The 14,651-nt window shown below is 64.0% G+C and carries 13 protein-coding genes and 1 pseudogene; 3 read left to right on the forward strand and 11 right to left on the reverse strand.

The genetic code is table 11. The features are described from left to right. Window positions 1-87: 87 nt before the first annotated feature. From AC0L3H_RS30430 to AC0L3H_RS30475, 10 genes and pseudogenes are all read right to left on the reverse strand, one after another. Entirely contained in the window at window positions 88-1,728 is a 1,641-nt protein-coding gene (locus tag AC0L3H_RS30430; RefSeq protein WP_473587933.1) for an ABC transporter substrate-binding protein, read from the reverse strand. A 303-nt stretch (window positions 1,729-2,031) separates the two neighbouring features. Beyond that, window positions 2,032-2,166 (reverse strand): annotated as a pseudogene (locus AC0L3H_RS30435) (esterase); the annotation flags it as partial. 8 nt (window positions 2,167-2,174) lie between these two features. Next, complete coding sequence (locus AC0L3H_RS30440; protein ID WP_473587934.1) at window positions 2,175-2,855, reverse strand: isochorismatase family protein; 681 nt, start codon at window positions 2,853-2,855, stop codon at window positions 2,175-2,177. Between the two features lie 142 nt (window positions 2,856-2,997). Continuing rightward, window positions 2,998-4,302 (reverse strand): M24 family metallopeptidase, encoded by a 1,305-nt coding sequence (locus tag AC0L3H_RS30445; RefSeq protein WP_473587935.1) that lies wholly within the window; start codon window positions 4,300-4,302, stop codon window positions 2,998-3,000. A gap of 301 nt (window positions 4,303-4,603) precedes the next feature. Next, window positions 4,604-5,581 (reverse strand): GlxA family transcriptional regulator, encoded by a 978-nt coding sequence (locus AC0L3H_RS30450; protein WP_473587936.1) that lies wholly within the window; start codon window positions 5,579-5,581, stop codon window positions 4,604-4,606. Between the two features lie 184 nt (window positions 5,582-5,765). Beyond that, the gene (locus AC0L3H_RS30455) at window positions 5,766-6,947 is read right to left on the reverse strand and encodes a cystathionine gamma-synthase (RefSeq protein WP_473587937.1); all 1,182 of its coding nucleotides are present in this window, start codon (window positions 6,945-6,947) and stop codon (window positions 5,766-5,768) included. Further along, a complete protein-coding gene (locus AC0L3H_RS30460; RefSeq protein ID WP_473587938.1) occupies window positions 6,944-8,371 on the reverse strand; it encodes a pyridoxal-phosphate dependent enzyme in 1,428 nt (475 codons plus the stop codon). Before AC0L3H_RS30460 ends, AC0L3H_RS30455 begins: the two co-directional genes overlap by 4 nt. Before the next feature lie 192 nt (window positions 8,372-8,563). Continuing rightward, complete coding sequence (locus tag AC0L3H_RS30465; RefSeq protein ID WP_473587939.1) at window positions 8,564-9,913, reverse strand: FAD/NAD(P)-binding protein; 1,350 nt, start codon at window positions 9,911-9,913, stop codon at window positions 8,564-8,566. 37 nt (window positions 9,914-9,950) lie between these two features. Then, entirely contained in the window at window positions 9,951-10,403 is a 453-nt protein-coding gene (locus AC0L3H_RS30470) for an RrF2 family transcriptional regulator (RefSeq protein ID WP_023802671.1), read from the reverse strand. 442 nt (window positions 10,404-10,845) lie between these two features. Next, window positions 10,846-11,031 (reverse strand): hypothetical protein, encoded by a 186-nt coding sequence (locus AC0L3H_RS30475; protein ID WP_473587940.1) that lies wholly within the window; start codon window positions 11,029-11,031, stop codon window positions 10,846-10,848. Window positions 11,032-11,337: 306 nt separating this feature from the next. On the opposite strand from AC0L3H_RS30475, the gene AC0L3H_RS30480 reads away from it, so the two are divergent. From AC0L3H_RS30480 to AC0L3H_RS30490, 3 genes are all read left to right on the forward strand, one after another. Continuing rightward, window positions 11,338-11,697 (forward strand): septal ring lytic transglycosylase RlpA family protein, encoded by a 360-nt coding sequence (locus AC0L3H_RS30480; protein WP_023802673.1) that lies wholly within the window; start codon window positions 11,338-11,340, stop codon window positions 11,695-11,697. Between the two features lie 265 nt (window positions 11,698-11,962). After that, the gene (locus AC0L3H_RS30485; protein WP_473587941.1) at window positions 11,963-13,240 is read left to right on the forward strand and encodes a polyhydroxyalkanoate depolymerase; all 1,278 of its coding nucleotides are present in this window, start codon (window positions 11,963-11,965) and stop codon (window positions 13,238-13,240) included. Between the two features lie 161 nt (window positions 13,241-13,401). After that, the gene (locus tag AC0L3H_RS30490; protein WP_027153618.1) at window positions 13,402-14,019 is read left to right on the forward strand and encodes a transglutaminase-like cysteine peptidase; all 618 of its coding nucleotides are present in this window, start codon (window positions 13,402-13,404) and stop codon (window positions 14,017-14,019) included. 265 nt (window positions 14,020-14,284) lie between these two features. Here AC0L3H_RS30490 and AC0L3H_RS30495 read toward each other — a convergent pair whose 3' ends face one another. Further along, a complete protein-coding gene (locus tag AC0L3H_RS30495; protein ID WP_023802676.1) occupies window positions 14,285-14,650 on the reverse strand; it encodes a helix-turn-helix domain-containing protein in 366 nt (121 codons plus the stop codon). Window position 14,651: the final 1 nt, after the last annotated feature.

Below are 14,651 nucleotides of genomic sequence, written 5' to 3' on the forward strand. Positions count from 1 at the left end.
CGTTTCAAAAAACGCCCCATGCGCCATCTGCGCCAAACTTCGGCCCCCGTGCAAAGCCCTCACAAGGGGAGAAGGAAAGACCCGCGATCACGCCTCGAGCCAGACCTTCTCGAAATGCTGCTCCAGAGACTGGTGCTGCTCGCAACCGTGCACGCCCTTGCGGAACGTCCGGTAGACCGAGCGCCAGTAGGGCTGGATGATGATGCCGGAATCGCGCAGATTCCGCTCGATCTTGGCCATGATTTCCTTGCGCGCACTGGCGTCGGGTGTGGCCAGCGCCTTGTCGAGCAAGGCGTCGAACTCCGGATTGGCGTAGGCGGTCTCGTTCCAGGCAGCGCCCGATCTGTAGGCCAGCGCCAGCACCTGGACGCCCAGCGGCCGGCCGAGCCACTCGGTGCAGGAGAAAGGATATTTGCTCCAGTCGTTCCAGAACGTCGCCGCCGGCAGCACGGTCCGTTTGACCTTCAGCCCGGCGTCGCGCATCTGCGCGGCGATGGCGTCGCCGGTATTCTTCTGCCAGTCGACATCGACGGAGATGAGCTCGTATTCGTGATCGGACTTGCCGGCCTCGGCAAGCAGCGTCTTGGCTTCGTCGACATTGCGGACGGCCGGGCCGATATCGGCGTATTCGGCATGCATCGGGCCGACATGATGGTTCTCGGCCGGCTTGCCGCGGTCGTCCATGCCGATCTTCAGGATTGCGGCATTGTCGACGGCGAGCTGGGCGGCGCGCCGCACCCTGATGTCGCCATAGGGCGGATTGCCGACGTTGAAGCGGGCGACGATGGTCGAGCCGGTGGCAAGCTCGGAATTGCTCAGACCCATGGCGTCGGTCTGCGAGACGGTATCGGCGGCGGTTTCGTGGTTGGTGTCGATCTCGCCCGATTCGAAGGCCGAAAACATCGCATTGGGATCGGAGCCGTAGTCGACCCATTGGATGCCGTCGAGCCAGAAGTCGCCCTTCCACCACGGCTTGTCCTTGCGGCGGACCTCGGCGCCGACCTCGGCGTCCCATGCCACCAGTTCGCAAGGTCCAGTGGTGATCGCCAGGGCCTTCAGCGGATCGCCGTCGCCGTCGTAGCTGCGGTGCATGATCAGCGCCGGATAGTCGATCATGCCGGCAATCAGCGAAATGTCGGGCTTCGGCAGATTGAGCCGGACGGTAAAGTCGTCGACACGCTCGATGCCGCCGTCGATCGGCTTCTTGGTGGCGGCGTCGACCAGCGCCCCCATCCGCTCGGCGACCGAATTGCCGGCAACGCTCGCATCGCACCAGCGCGTCAGATTGTGGACGACGTCGTCGGCGTTGAAAGTGTCGCCGTTCGACCAGGTGATGCTCTTGCGGACGTGCAGCGTCAGCACGCGGGCGTCGTCGCTGGTCTCCCAACTCTCGAGCAGCCACGGCTCGAAGGTGAAGTCGCGGTTCCAGCGCACCAGATACTCGTTGCAGTGGCGGGCAACATTGGACATTTCGACGCCGTCGAAGGTGCGCGGGTCCTTCCAGCCCTTGACGTTCATGGCGACGCGCAAGACGCCGCCGCGCTTCGGCTCCTGCGCCCTGGCCGGCGAAGGCGCGAGGCCGCCCAGCGCCAGCGCGCCGGCGGCGCCGACGCCGAGTGCTGCCATGGTGGCGAGATATTCGCGCCGGTTCATGCTGCCTTTTTTAAAACCGTCGGCGACGGGCTCGGCCTGCGGATGCAGCGCTCTTTCGGTCAGCATCAACTTCATCGTCGAATCCTCCCTGTCGGCGCCCGGTCGTCCGCTTCGCGGGGGCGGATGCGGTCGCCGGGCGCCCTTGGCCATAGGCGATGATAGTGCGGGATTCAGCGGGGAAGTGTTCGCCTTTCCGCAGGCGTTGTGCGCTGTTCCGCAGAGGTGGAAGCGGGGTGCTTGTAAGGCCCCCTCATCCGGCCCTTCGGGCCACCTTCTCCCCGGCGGGGAGAAGAGGCTGGCACCGGCGTGGCGATCTCTTCTCCCCTCGGGGAGAAGGTGGCCGCGAAGCGGCCGGATGAGGGGGCATTCGCGGGTTCCCTACAACCACTCGCCCTTGCCGAGCGTGGCGATGGCGGCGACGATGCGGGTGAAGGCTTCGCCGGCCCGCGGCAAGGTATTGCGGGCGCGCAGGAAGCTGTGGACGGGGCGCGGCTCCTCGTACCACCAGGCGCGGCAAAGCGTCAGAGTTCGTCATAGAGCCGGGCGGCGTTTTCATAGGTGAAGCGCAAAGGCACCGAGCCCACGACCTGCCATGCATCGACCGTCTCGCCTGCCATCAGCCGGCAGGCGCCGTCGGTGGTTGTCACGGCGCCGCCATAGAGCCGGTTGGCAAGGTTGAGGATGGCGGTCTGGTGCATCGCCGTGCTGCCGCTGCCGCAGGCGTCCTTGACCAGCAGCACGCGAAAGCCCGATGACACCGCATCCCTGACGGTGGCGTCGATGCAGGCCTCGGTCCATACGCCGGCAACGACCAGCCACTCGATGCCTTCGGCCTTGAGCCGGCCGGCGGCAGGGCCAGCACCGAAGGCGCTGGCCTCGGTTTTGACCAGCATCATCTCGCCGGCGACCGGCGCCACTTCCGGACAGATCGCCGTCAGCGGATCGTCCTTGTCGGAGAAGGCCGACCTGCCATTGGCATCGACCGGATGGAACCGCCGCGCCTCCCTGGTGAGATCGACGATATAGGCCGAATGGTAGAGCAGCACATCGTTGGCCCGTGCCGCCGCCTGCAGGCGCTGGACGTTGGCGAGGATGTTGGCAAAACCCTCGACCAGATAGCGCTTGTCCTGCCGGTGCTCCTCCTGGAGGTCGACGAACACCGCGGCCACCGTGCCGCGTCTGATCGAGACCGGGCCCTTCATGCGGACACCTGAACTTCGTCATTCCAGGGCGAAGCAGCCGCGAAGCGGCGTCGCGAAGACCCTAGGATGACGAGAGCATGGGCTCTGCGGCTACTCCCGAAGGTTTGCGATACCGCACCTCGATTGGTGGTGGATGCTGGGATCAAACTTCTTTCTCCAGAAAGTCGTCCTCATAGGGAAAGCGCGACAGAAGCTCGGTGCCGGTTTCGGTGACCAGGATCTCGTCCTCGAGCTTGACGCCCTCGCGTCCGCCTTTCTCGCCGATATAGCTTTCGACGCTGACCACCATGCCGGGCGCGACAAAACCGTCGCGGCCATAAGTCTCGTAGTCCATGGCGTGCGCGATGAACGGCGTCTCGCCATGCATGCCGACGCCGTGCATGACAGACGTGTAGCGCTGGTCGACGAAGCGGTCCGGGATCTTCCAGGCCTTTTCGGCGATCTCGCGAAACGCCATGCCCGGCCTGACGATCGAGATATTGTGCTGAACCTGGTCGTGGGCTATGCGGTAGAGCGATTTCTGATAATCCGTCGGCTTGCCCGGGCCGCAGCGGAAGGTGCGCGAGAAGTCCGAATAATAGCCGTAGCAGCCGATCGTATCGGTATCCAGCGCCAAAAGTTCGCCCGGCCTGATCTTGCGGCCGCTGGCTTCGTTGAACCACGGGTTGGTGCGCTGGCCCGAGGTCAAGAGCCGGGTTTCGATGAACTCGCCGCCCTGGCGGATCACCTCGTGATACATGATGGCGAACAGGTCGTTCTCGGACACGCCGGGCTTGATCGCCTCGCGCACCGCATAGACGGCCGCCTCGGCGCCGGCCATCGATACCTGCAGGCATTTTACCTCTTCGGGCGTCTTGACCGCCCGCACGGCGAGGATCTCGCCCTGGCAATCCCGGACCTCGCAGCCGCGCTTTTCCAGCGCCAGCGCCTGCAGATGGCCGCAGCGGTCGAGGCCGAGCTTCATCGAGCCGCCGCCATGTACCTTGAGCAGCTCCGTGATCTCGTCGGCGAACGGGCCGGCGGTCTCGTCGTCGCGGCCCGACACCGAAGACCACACCAGCTTCGACGGCCGCGCCTCGTCGATCGTATCGAGCACCATCGAGACATGATAGCTCTGCGGATATTCGAACAGCACGATCGGCCCTTCGGTCGGGATGAAGAAGTAGCGGGTCGAATTGCGCAGGAAATAACCGAACATGTTGCGCGAGCCGGTGGCGTAGCGCTGGTTATAGGGATCGAACAGCACGACGGCGCCATAACCGGACTCGCGCATCCAGGCGCGCAGCTTGGCCAGCCGGCCCTTGCGCAACGCGTCCGCATCGATGAAGGACGGCTCGGTGTCGGACAGCCACATGCCGCCGGCCGGATCGGCCGCCGCCGGGTGGCGCATGCGGTCCTTGAAGTCGACGTCCTCAGTGCTGTCGGGGTCGAAAACGACGATGCTCACGGGTGCCTCCTGGAAGAAGCCCTGAACATAGCGGTGCGCCGCGATAAGCTTGTGCGGGATACCGCAGATGTTGTGCGAAATACCGCTTGAAGTCGTTCCGCGGCGCTCTGCGGCGCCCCCCTCTGTCCTGCCGGACATCTCCCCCTCGAGGGGGGAGATCGGCCGTCATCACCGCTTTCGAGTATTTCTACCGTCGCAGGAAGAGCGGAGCATCGAAGCTGCCAATCTCCCCCCTTGAGGGGGAGATGGCCGGCAGGCCAGAGGGGGGTGGGCGGGAACGCGGCGCGGCCTGGTTAGCGCCCTAATGCCTGCGCGCCACCTTCGGCGCATGCCCATGCTCTTCCCTGAACGCCCGCGCAAAGCTCGACATCGAAGCAAAACCGCAGGCGAGTGCCACGTCGCGCACCATCAGTGTCGAATGCGCCAAAAGGTCGGCGGCGCGCTTCAGCCGCAGGCGGCGGTAATAGCCGTTGGGCGAGACGCTGAGCTCGGAGCGAAAGTTTCGTTCGAGCTTGTCGGAGGAGACGCCGAGCTTTTCCGCCAGCGCCGCCATGCCGAGCCGCTCCTCCACCGCATCCTCCATGATGGCGATGGCCGCCAGCACCAGCTCGTTCTGGACGCCGGTGCGCAGCCGCAGCGGCATCAGCTTGCGGTCGACGCTGGAGCGCAGCGGGCTGTGCACGAACCATTCGGCGACGCCGGCCGCGAGCTCGGCGCCATAATCTGATGTGATGATCTCCAGCATCATGTCGAGGCTGCCGACGCCGCCGGCCGAAGTGAAGCGCTTGCGGTCGATGACATAGAGATCGCGCCTCAGCTCGATGTCCGGAAACGCCTCGGTGAACGCCGCCTGGCTGGTCCAGTGCAAGGTGCAGGCATGGCCGTCGAGCAGGCCGGCCCGCGCCAGGAAGAAGGCAGCATCCGCCACCGCGCCGATATGGGCGCCGCCGCGCAGGCTCCTGCGGATCCAGCTCACCGCGTCCTCGGCCACGAGATGATCGGCATCGCCGCCCGAGCAGACGACGATGCGGTCGACCTTCGGCGCATCGCCGGCGAAAAAGCCGGGCTGGATGACGACCCCGTTCGAGGCCGCGACCGGGCCCTCAGCGGCGCCGACGATGATCCAGCGGTAGCATTCTTTCTTGGCCAGCACGTTGGCCGCGCGCAACGGCTCGATCACCGAGCTGAACGCCATCATCGGAAAGCCGGGGAAGACCAGGACCGCGAAGGTGAGCGGAGTGTCGGTGGCAATCGGTTGGTGGCGCTCGCGAATGGTCATGGCTTCAACCGGCCTGTCGGCAATTGCAGGAAGTTACAATTTCGCCAGATGCAGCGGAGGTCAACGGCTATCATACAGGTCCCAGAACAACCGCTTCAGGTTTGCGCTGCCGGCATCGATGATTGATCGCCTCAACATCGGTTGAACGGTTTTCGATGGCAGAAGCGAGTGCCCCAAGCTCCCCTCACCCCCCCAGCGCCTGATCCAGATCGGCGATCAGATCATCGCCGTCCTCGATGCCAGCCGACAACCGCACCAGCGAATCGGAAATCCCGATCTCGGCCCGCTTCCCGGCCGGGATCGAGCCGTGGGTCATCAGCGCCGGGTGCTCGATCAGGCTTTCGACGCCGCCGAGGCTTTCGGCCAGCGTGAACAGTTGCGTGTGCTCGAGGAAGCGTTTGGTGCCGGCGAGGTCGCGGTCGAGCTCGACCGTGATCATGCCGCCGAAGGCGTGCATCTGCTTTCTGGCGATGGCGTGCTGCGGGTGGCTGGGGAGACCGGGATAGATAACGCGGCGGATGTCGGGACGGCTTTCCAGCCAGTGCGCGATCTTCTGGCCGTTCGACGAATGGCGCTCCATCCTCAGCGCCAGCGTCTTGAGGCCGCGCAGCGCCAGAAAACTGTCGAACGGTCCGGAAATGGCGCCGATGGCGTTCTGCAGGAATCTCAGCCGGTCGGCGAGATCCTTGTTGTCGCCGACCACGGCGACACCGCCGACCATGTCGGAATGGCCGTTGAGGTATTTCGTCGTCGAATGCACCGATATGTCGATGCCGAGCTCCAGCGGCCGCTGCAGATAGGGGCTGCAAAAAGTGTTGTCGGCGACCGAGAGCACGCCTTTGCGCCTGGCCAGGGCTGCGACCGCTTCGAGATCGACGACGCGCAGCAGCGGATTGGTCGGCGTCTCGACCCAGAGCAACCTGGTTTCCGGGCGGATCGCCGCTTCGACCGCGGCTAGATCGGTGAAGTCGACGAAGTCGACCTGGAGATTGGCCGAGCGCTTGCGCACCCGCTCCAGCAGCCGGAACGTGCCGCCATAGATATCGTCGGTGGCGACGACATGGGCGCCGGAATCGAGCAGTTCGAAGATGGTGGCGATCGCCGCCAGCCCCGAGGCGAAAGCGAAGGCGGCTGCGCCGCTTTCGAGATCGGCCACCGCGCGCTCGAAGGCAAAGCGGGTCGGGTTCTGGCTGCGGGCATATTCAAAACCCTTGTGCACGCCCGGGCTCTGCTGGCCATAGGTCGAGGTCGCATAGATCGGCACCATCACCGCGCCGGTCGTCGGGTCGTGGCTCTGGCCGCCATGGATGGTGCGCGTCGAGAAGGCTAGGCGGTTGCTGCCCGATACGGTGGCTTTGATGGTCATCTTGCGCGGCGCCTCAGATGGTTGATCAGGTCGATGCGGGTAATCAGGCCGATGAATTCGTCGCCGTCGAAGACGATGGCGACCTCGTTGCGGTCGAACACCGGCAGCAGCGCGTCCAGCGTCTGGCTGGCCTGCAGCGTGTGCAGATTGGAAGTCATCGCCGTGCGCACCGGGGCCTTGAAACGGTCCCAGCGGCTGTCATAGGGGCCTTCGACGTGGGTGAGGATATCGCTTTCGTCGACGATGCCGACCAGCTTGCCGTCGTCCAGCACCGGCAGCTGCGAGACATCCGAACGGCGCATGCGGCCATAGGCGTTGAGCAGGCTTTCGTCCGGGCCGACAGACACGATGTCGCCGGTGCGGTGCGTGCGCATCACCAGGTCGCGCAAATCGCCATGCTGCTCGTGCTCGGCGAGGCCCTGCTCGATCAGCCAGAAATCGTCGAACACTTTCGACAGATATTTGTTGCCGCTGTCGCAGACGAAGGTGACGACCCGCTTCGGCACGGTCTGCTCGCGGCAATAGCGCAGCGCTGTCGAAAGCAGCGTGCCGGAGGATGAGCCGGCGAGGATGCCCTCCTTGGAAAGCAGGTCGCGCACCGCCAGCATGCTCTGCTTGTCGGGGATCGAGTAGGCCTTCTTGACCAGCGACAGATCGGCATTGGGCGGGACGAAATCCTCGCCGATGCCCTCCACCGTCCAGCTGCCGGCCTCTTGCATCTTGCCGGTCTTGATCAGGGGCGCCAGCACCGAACCGACCGGATCGGCGAGGATCATCTCGGTCTTCGGCGAGGTTTTTGCGAAATAGCGGCCAAGCCCGGTCAGCGTGCCGCCGGAGCCGACGCCGACGACCACTGCATCGACGTCGCCGCCGAGCTGCGAATAGATCTCCGGACCGGTCGTGGTTTCATGGGCGTCCGGATTGGCCGGATTGGCGAACTGGTTGGCATAGAAGGCGCCGGGCAGTTCGGCGGCGATCCTTTCGGCCATGTCCTGATAATATTCGGCGTGGCCCTTGCCGACATCGGAACGGGTCATGCGCACTTCTGCGCCGAGCGCCCGCAGATGCTGGATCTTTTCGCGCGACATCTTGTCGGGCACGACCAGGACGATGCGGTAGCCCTTGGGGATGCCGACCTGGGCGAGGCCAAGGCCGGTGTTGCCGGCGGTCGCCTCGACAATGGTGCCGCCGCGCTTCAGCTTGCCCTGTTTTTCGGCGTCGGCGATCATCGACAGCGCAATTCGGTCCTTGATCGAGCCGCCGGGATTCTGGCTTTCGAGCTTGATGAACAGCCGGCACTTGCCGATGTCGAATTTGGTCAGCTCGACAACCGGCGTCTGTCCGATCAGGTCGAGAACCGATGCATAGGGCGGACGCAGGCGGGACATTTCCCTGTCCGGGAGGGCGATCTTGTGCACGCTCATGCTGATGCTCCATGGTCAAGCGACCGCCTTGGGCAGGCTGTCAGCCTATCTTCTTTTCCAGCCGTTTGCAGTCTGAAAGAAGATAGATCGTGCCAATCCATTGGCCAGACGGGGAATGGGATTCCGGTGGGGCCGCTCCGTCACGCCAATCACGATAAGGTCGCGGGACAGCACCGCCGTAGAGCGCCGACCTCACCCCAGCAACCGCTTCCCCAGCCTTGCACATTGCACGCGAATATCCGGTATGGCGTCGATCTCGAAGAAGGTGCCGCGGGTCAGTGGCCCGACCGCCAGGATCTTGGCCGAGACGGTGCCGTCGCTGGCGATGACCTCGCAATTGTCCGATACGTCGAGGCCAAGGCGCAGCGGATCCGGCCGGGCCAGCCCGCGGTCGACCAGCGACCGCACCACGCTGTTCGACGTTGTCGAGATGTCCCTGGCGATGCCGGTGCAATCGTAGATGCGGGCGACGTCGAACGTCTCGATGTTTTGCGTGTGGCGCGACTGGACCTGCACGCTGAATTCGTCGCCCGCCGTGATGCCGACGACGCGCCCGGCGACAAGCCGGATGTGGCCCGACTGCACCGCCTCGGTGACACGGGCATAGACCTCCGGCGCCATGCGATGGCGGTGGATGTCCCACCACGCCTTGGTGTGCTCTACGAAGCGGCGCTTGGCCGAAGACGGCCAGTTCTGCCAGATCTTCTGGTTGAACGGCCTGAGACCGTCGACGACGTCGCGCCAGTCGATGCCGGCCTTCTGGTTTTCCCGGATCAGGTCGCGAAACCAGCCGACGAAATAGGAGAGCTGGGTGCCGAGCGGAATGTCGGCGACGTCGAGCTTGATCGGATTGCCCTTGCGATGCGGCGAAGGCAGCAGGCCGCGCCGCGACACCGCGATGATCTCGCCGCGATGGCCGCGTTGTTCGAGCGACAGGAAGGCATCGACCATGCTCAACCCCGTGCCCAGCACCAGGACCCGGGCTTCCCCGTCGAGCCCGGTGTCGGCCTCCGATCCCATCCTGATCGCATGGCCGTGGCCGGCACCTGGCTCCTCGTCATGTCCGGTCGCCAGCACGGCAAGGTGGGCGACGACGCTGGTACCGTTGGCCAGCGCCACCTCGACCCCGGACCCGGTCGGCGAGATCGACAGGCTCTCCTCGCGGATCAGGCGAAGACGCCCCGTCTCGCGGGCCTCGAGCTCGTCCAGCAGTTCCTTCAGGTAGCGGGCGTAGACGCTGCGCGGCGCGTAGACCGGCGCCTGCTCTGGGGTTGCCAGGCCGCGCTCAAGCAGCCAGCGCCAGAAATTGCCGGGGTCGTCGGCATGGGCGCTCATGCCGGCCGCGCTGACATTCAGCACATGCGCCGACAGCAGCGTGGAATAGGCAATGCCCTGGCCGAAATGCGGGCGCTTTTCAATCAGCGTGACACGCAAATCGGGATTGGGCGACTTCAACAGATGCGCGGCAAGGACGACGCCGCTGGCGCCGCCGCCGACGATAATGATCGAACTTGGGACAATCGAATTTGCGCGGCCGGTCATGCGCGCACCAATTGCCCGAGGAGCGCTCCGTTCCGGCTCAGGCCTGGATTTTCAACGCAGCCGAAAGGTCGTCGTCGCCGGCGATATCGCGCATCTCGGCGAGGCTGCGCTGATCCAGCACCTCGGCGATCGCTTGCCGGACCTCCAGCATCAGATGTCGGACTTGGCATGTCGCCTCGTTGCAGTCTTCACAGCGCTGATACCGGGTGCGGCTGGCGCAGGGAATTGGGGCAAGCGGCCCGTCGAGCACGCGCACGACGTGGCCGATCTTGATTTCATCCGCCGGCCGCGCCAGGCGGTAACCGCCCTCCTTGCCCTTGCGGCTCTGGACAAAACCGGCATTGCGCAGTTCGCCGAGGATGGCGTCGAGAAATTTCTTCGGGATGTTGTTTCCGGCGGCGATATCGCCGACGAAGGCGAGCTGACCAACCGGCAGCCGCGCCAGATGGACGAGCGCCTTGAGGCCGTACTTGCCCTTTTTTGTGAGCATAGACCGAACGTTTCTCTGTCATGCGATGGCGAAGGGCCACCGGTTGCGAATCGCCTGGCGTGCGTCCCCACCGCGTCCGCGTCCAGGCTTTCAAGAGCATGATATACAAGACGGGCACCATTGATTTTGCGTGATTTTCAAGCCGCTGCGACGACTTGCCGGACGTTCTTTCCTCCTGAAGCCGCGAGGCACGCCAATGGCGACAGCCGGCGCTCGGCACTTATGCGGGTGATCGCCGCGATATGGACATCGCTCATCGTTCTCCAATTCCTGTAATGTCGATAAGACTACTATACTTAGCCGCGATACAGGAACCGGTTTTCAAATCGTCGGCCATTCGCAGCATTCATTTGCCGAAGCTGCGTGCAAAACAGGAAATGCGTGTTTGCGGCGGGCCGCGCATTCGCCGGTCGACCGAAACGCCGCCAGGGCCGTTCGAGTGTCAGGGGAGCGAACGGTTCGCCCACACCAGCCCGACCAGGCCAACCAGCGCGGTGACGATGCCGATGTAGAGCCATTGCGACTGGCCGGTCATGAAGCTGCCGCCGACGAGGCCGATGCCCTGCAGCGACCACAGCGCACCGATGGCGAGCACAATCAGCGCCAGCAGATTTTTGATCAATCTCATCGTCGGAATTCCTTTCCCAAGTCGATCGCCAATTCCGCTATGACCGCGATGACAAGGCGAAAGGAAGCGACCCGATCGCTGTCACATCTACTTGCATAATAAAGCCGGGGTCTTGCCAGAAACGCCCCGGTGCTGGTGCGAAGACCACCAGACATACATCGGCGCAATCTCGACATTCCATGACAGACTGTTTCGCGCCGACTCCAAACGTGTACTGTAGTCATGGAACCGCCAGACGACTGCCGCATTTGGTGCCACATTCCATCCGTAACGGCCGGGTCTGTCAAACGGAGCCCCTTGCCACAGATGAAGAAACCCAACCGGACCGCGCTTGTCGCGGCGGCGATAGCGGCTGGCCTGATGGTCGGCGCATCCACCTCCCCTGCCGCCGCGCAATGCGGCCGCGCCTCCTGGTACGCGCTGACATCGAAGACCGCTTCCGGCGAGCGGATGAACCCGTCGGCGCTGACCGCCGCGCACCGCACCTTGCCTTTTGGCACCAGGCTGAAGGTCACCAACCGCAAAAACGGCCGCAGCGTCGTCGTGCGCATCAACGACCGCGGCCCGTTTATCAAGGGTCGGGTGATCGACCTGTCGAAGGGCGCAGCGGGGCGGCTCGGCTTCATCAGCTCTGGCCATGCTGCTGTGTGCACCGACCGCGTGTGAATGGCCGCGCCACTTTGCGGCCAGGCGGATGAGGGGCAGCGCAAACCTGAAGCGATTGCCCATGCTCTCTCCGGCATCTTTCGCAGCTGCACAATAAGCCGGCTGCCGCCGTTCAAAACCGATTTTCAACGCCTTAGACAAAAGTATAAGCATAAATCAATTCAATTGACGTATTGCATCGCAGCAGTTTGTTGTTAACCTTTGCGCGAGAGATTCAAGGCTCGGCACTGCTGTCGTCCCTTCGGTCGCAGCAGCGGAGTTCTCAATGTTCTACCAGCTCTACGAATTGAACCACGCCGCCGTTCAGCCGGCCCGCGTCTATGCCGATGCGGTGCGGATGTTCTACACCAATCCTCTCAATCCGTTTGCGCACACGTCGTGGGGCCGCTCGGTCGCGGCGACGGCCGAATTGTTCGAACGCACGACGCGCCGCTACAGCAAGCCGCAGTTCGGCCTGACCAAGACCATCGTCGACTGGAAAAGCGTCGATGTCACCGAAAAGACGGTGTGGTCGCGGCCATTCTGCAATCTGCTCCGTTTCGAGCGGGCGGTTCCCGCCGGCCGCCGGCCTGATCCGAAGCTGCTGATCGTGGCGCCGATGTCCGGCCACTACGCGACGCTGCTGCGCGGCACGGTCGAGGCGATGCTGCCGCATGCCGAGGTTCACATCACCGACTGGGTCGACGCCCGCATGGTTCCGCTCAGCGAGGGCAGCTTCGACCTCGACGACTACATCGACTACATCGTCGACATGCTGCATGCGCTGGGCCCCGACACGCATGTCATGGCGGTGTGCCAGCCGTCGGTCCCGGTGCTGGCGGCGGTGGCGCTGATGGAAACGCGGGGCGACCCGTTCGTTCCCTCGACGATGACGCTGATGGGTGGGCCGATCGACACCCGCCGCAATCCGACCGCGGTCAACCTTCTGGCCGAGGAAAAGGGCACCGACTGGTTCCGCGACAACGTCACCATGCAGGCGCCATGGCCGGTGCCGGGCTTCGGCCGCGAGGTCTATCCCGGCTTCCTGCAACTTTCGGGCTTCATGAGCATGAACCTCGACCGCCACATCATCGCCCACAAGGACTTCTTCATGCATCTGGTGAAGCATGACGGCGACAGTGCCGAGAAGCACCGCGACTTCTACGACGAGTATATGGCGGTGATGGATCTGACAGCGGAGTTCTACCTGCAGACGGTAGACACCGTGTTCGTCCGCCATGCTCTGCCCAAGGGCGAAATGATGCATCGCGGCATCGCCATCGATCCCGCCGATATCCGCAATGTCGCGCTGTTCACGGTCGAGGGCGAGAACGACGACATTTCCGGCCTCGGCCAGACCCAGGCCGCGCACGACCTCTGCATCAACATCCCCGCGGACAGGCACGCTCACTACATGCAGCCGGCGGTCGGCCATTACGGCGTCTTCAACGGCTCGCGCTTCCGCTCCGAAATCGTGCCGCGCATTGTCGACTTCATCACCAGCTATGGACGCCAGACCCGCGTTGCGGTGAGGCCGAAGCTGGTTCGGACCGCCAAAAAGTAAAAATGTCCTGGATGGCAGCCGCCGTTCAAGTCGACCTGTTGCACAATAGCCGCGCTTTCGGCCGCGCGGGTAACCATATCGCAAAACTGGCCGTTGGTATAATTGACAGGGACTGTAGATCGCCCTTAACGTTTCATTAACAACAAGGGACGAGGGGGACAATGATTTCCTCACCAATGGCGAGAGGGCTGCGCGTGTGCGCCCTGTTAGGGCTGGCACTTGCGACAGGCTGGTCTACGGCGGCTTCGGCAGCCGGACCAATGGCAACCGGCGGCCCAACATCGCAGCCGATCGGCCATTACGATTTCTGCAAGACCAGTCCGGCCGAATGCTCGATCCACCCGGGCAATCTCGCCCCCGCCACCATGACCGGCGCGCTCTGGCGCAAGATTCTCAGCGTCAACGCCAGGGTCAACAACGCCGTCAAGCCGATAAGCGACATCGATATTTACGGCAAGGACGAGGTCTGGGCCTACCCCGTCAGGGGCGTTGGCGACTGTGAGGACTATGTCCTGGAAAAGCGCCGCGAATTGAACCGCTTGGGCGTGTCCTACGCCAATCTTCTGATGACCGTCGTGCGCAAGCCTGACGGCGAGGGCCATGCCGTGCTGACCGTGCGCACGAGCAAGGGCGACTACGTCCTCGACAATCTCGACGGAAAGGTCCGCTCATGGGACCGGACCGGCTACCGCTTCCTCAAGCGGCAGGCGATCGACAATACCGGTCGCTGGGTGTCGATCCGTGATGGCCAGCAGGTTCTGGTCGGCGCGGTCCAGTAAGGTATTTGCAAGCGACCTCCAGGATCGCTGCGTTTCGCGTTACCTGCTCCAGGCGTTTGTGCTGCCCCTCACCTGCCTGCCGGCATCCTCTCTCCGTATAGGGACGGGATAGGGGTGCTGTCATTGACGATTTCGCCAATCGCCGGCGTTGCAGGCCACGTTCGCGATCAGCCGCTTTCTCCCCGTTTACGGGGAGTGCCCGGCAGGCAATGAGGGGCGGCGCCAACATCGACAATTGATCGCCTCAACACGAGTCGGACAAACCCTACGTCCGCCCCAGCGCGGCGCGGATCGATGCGGTGATGCGGCGAAGCTCCGCCTCGTCTAGTTTTTCGATGTTTTCGGCCAAGACATTGGCAAGCTCGGTGGCGGCGGGGCTGAGGCCCGACGTGTCGAGTTTTACCCGCGGGTGCGAGGTCTCGGCCAGCCGCGCAAGTTCTTCGGCATCGTCCCAGATGACATTGAAATAGCCGATGATCTTCTGGATCAGCGTCCAGGTCGGCGCACCGCGGCGGCCGTGCTCCAGCGCCGACAGATAGGCGGCGCTGACGCCGATCGCCCTGGCCATGGCCTTTTGGCTGACGCCGCGTTCGCTCCGCAGGGCGCGAAGCTTTTCGCCGAACGGGGTCACA

The sequence above is a fragment of the Mesorhizobium sp. WSM4816 genome (assembly GCF_055811535.1).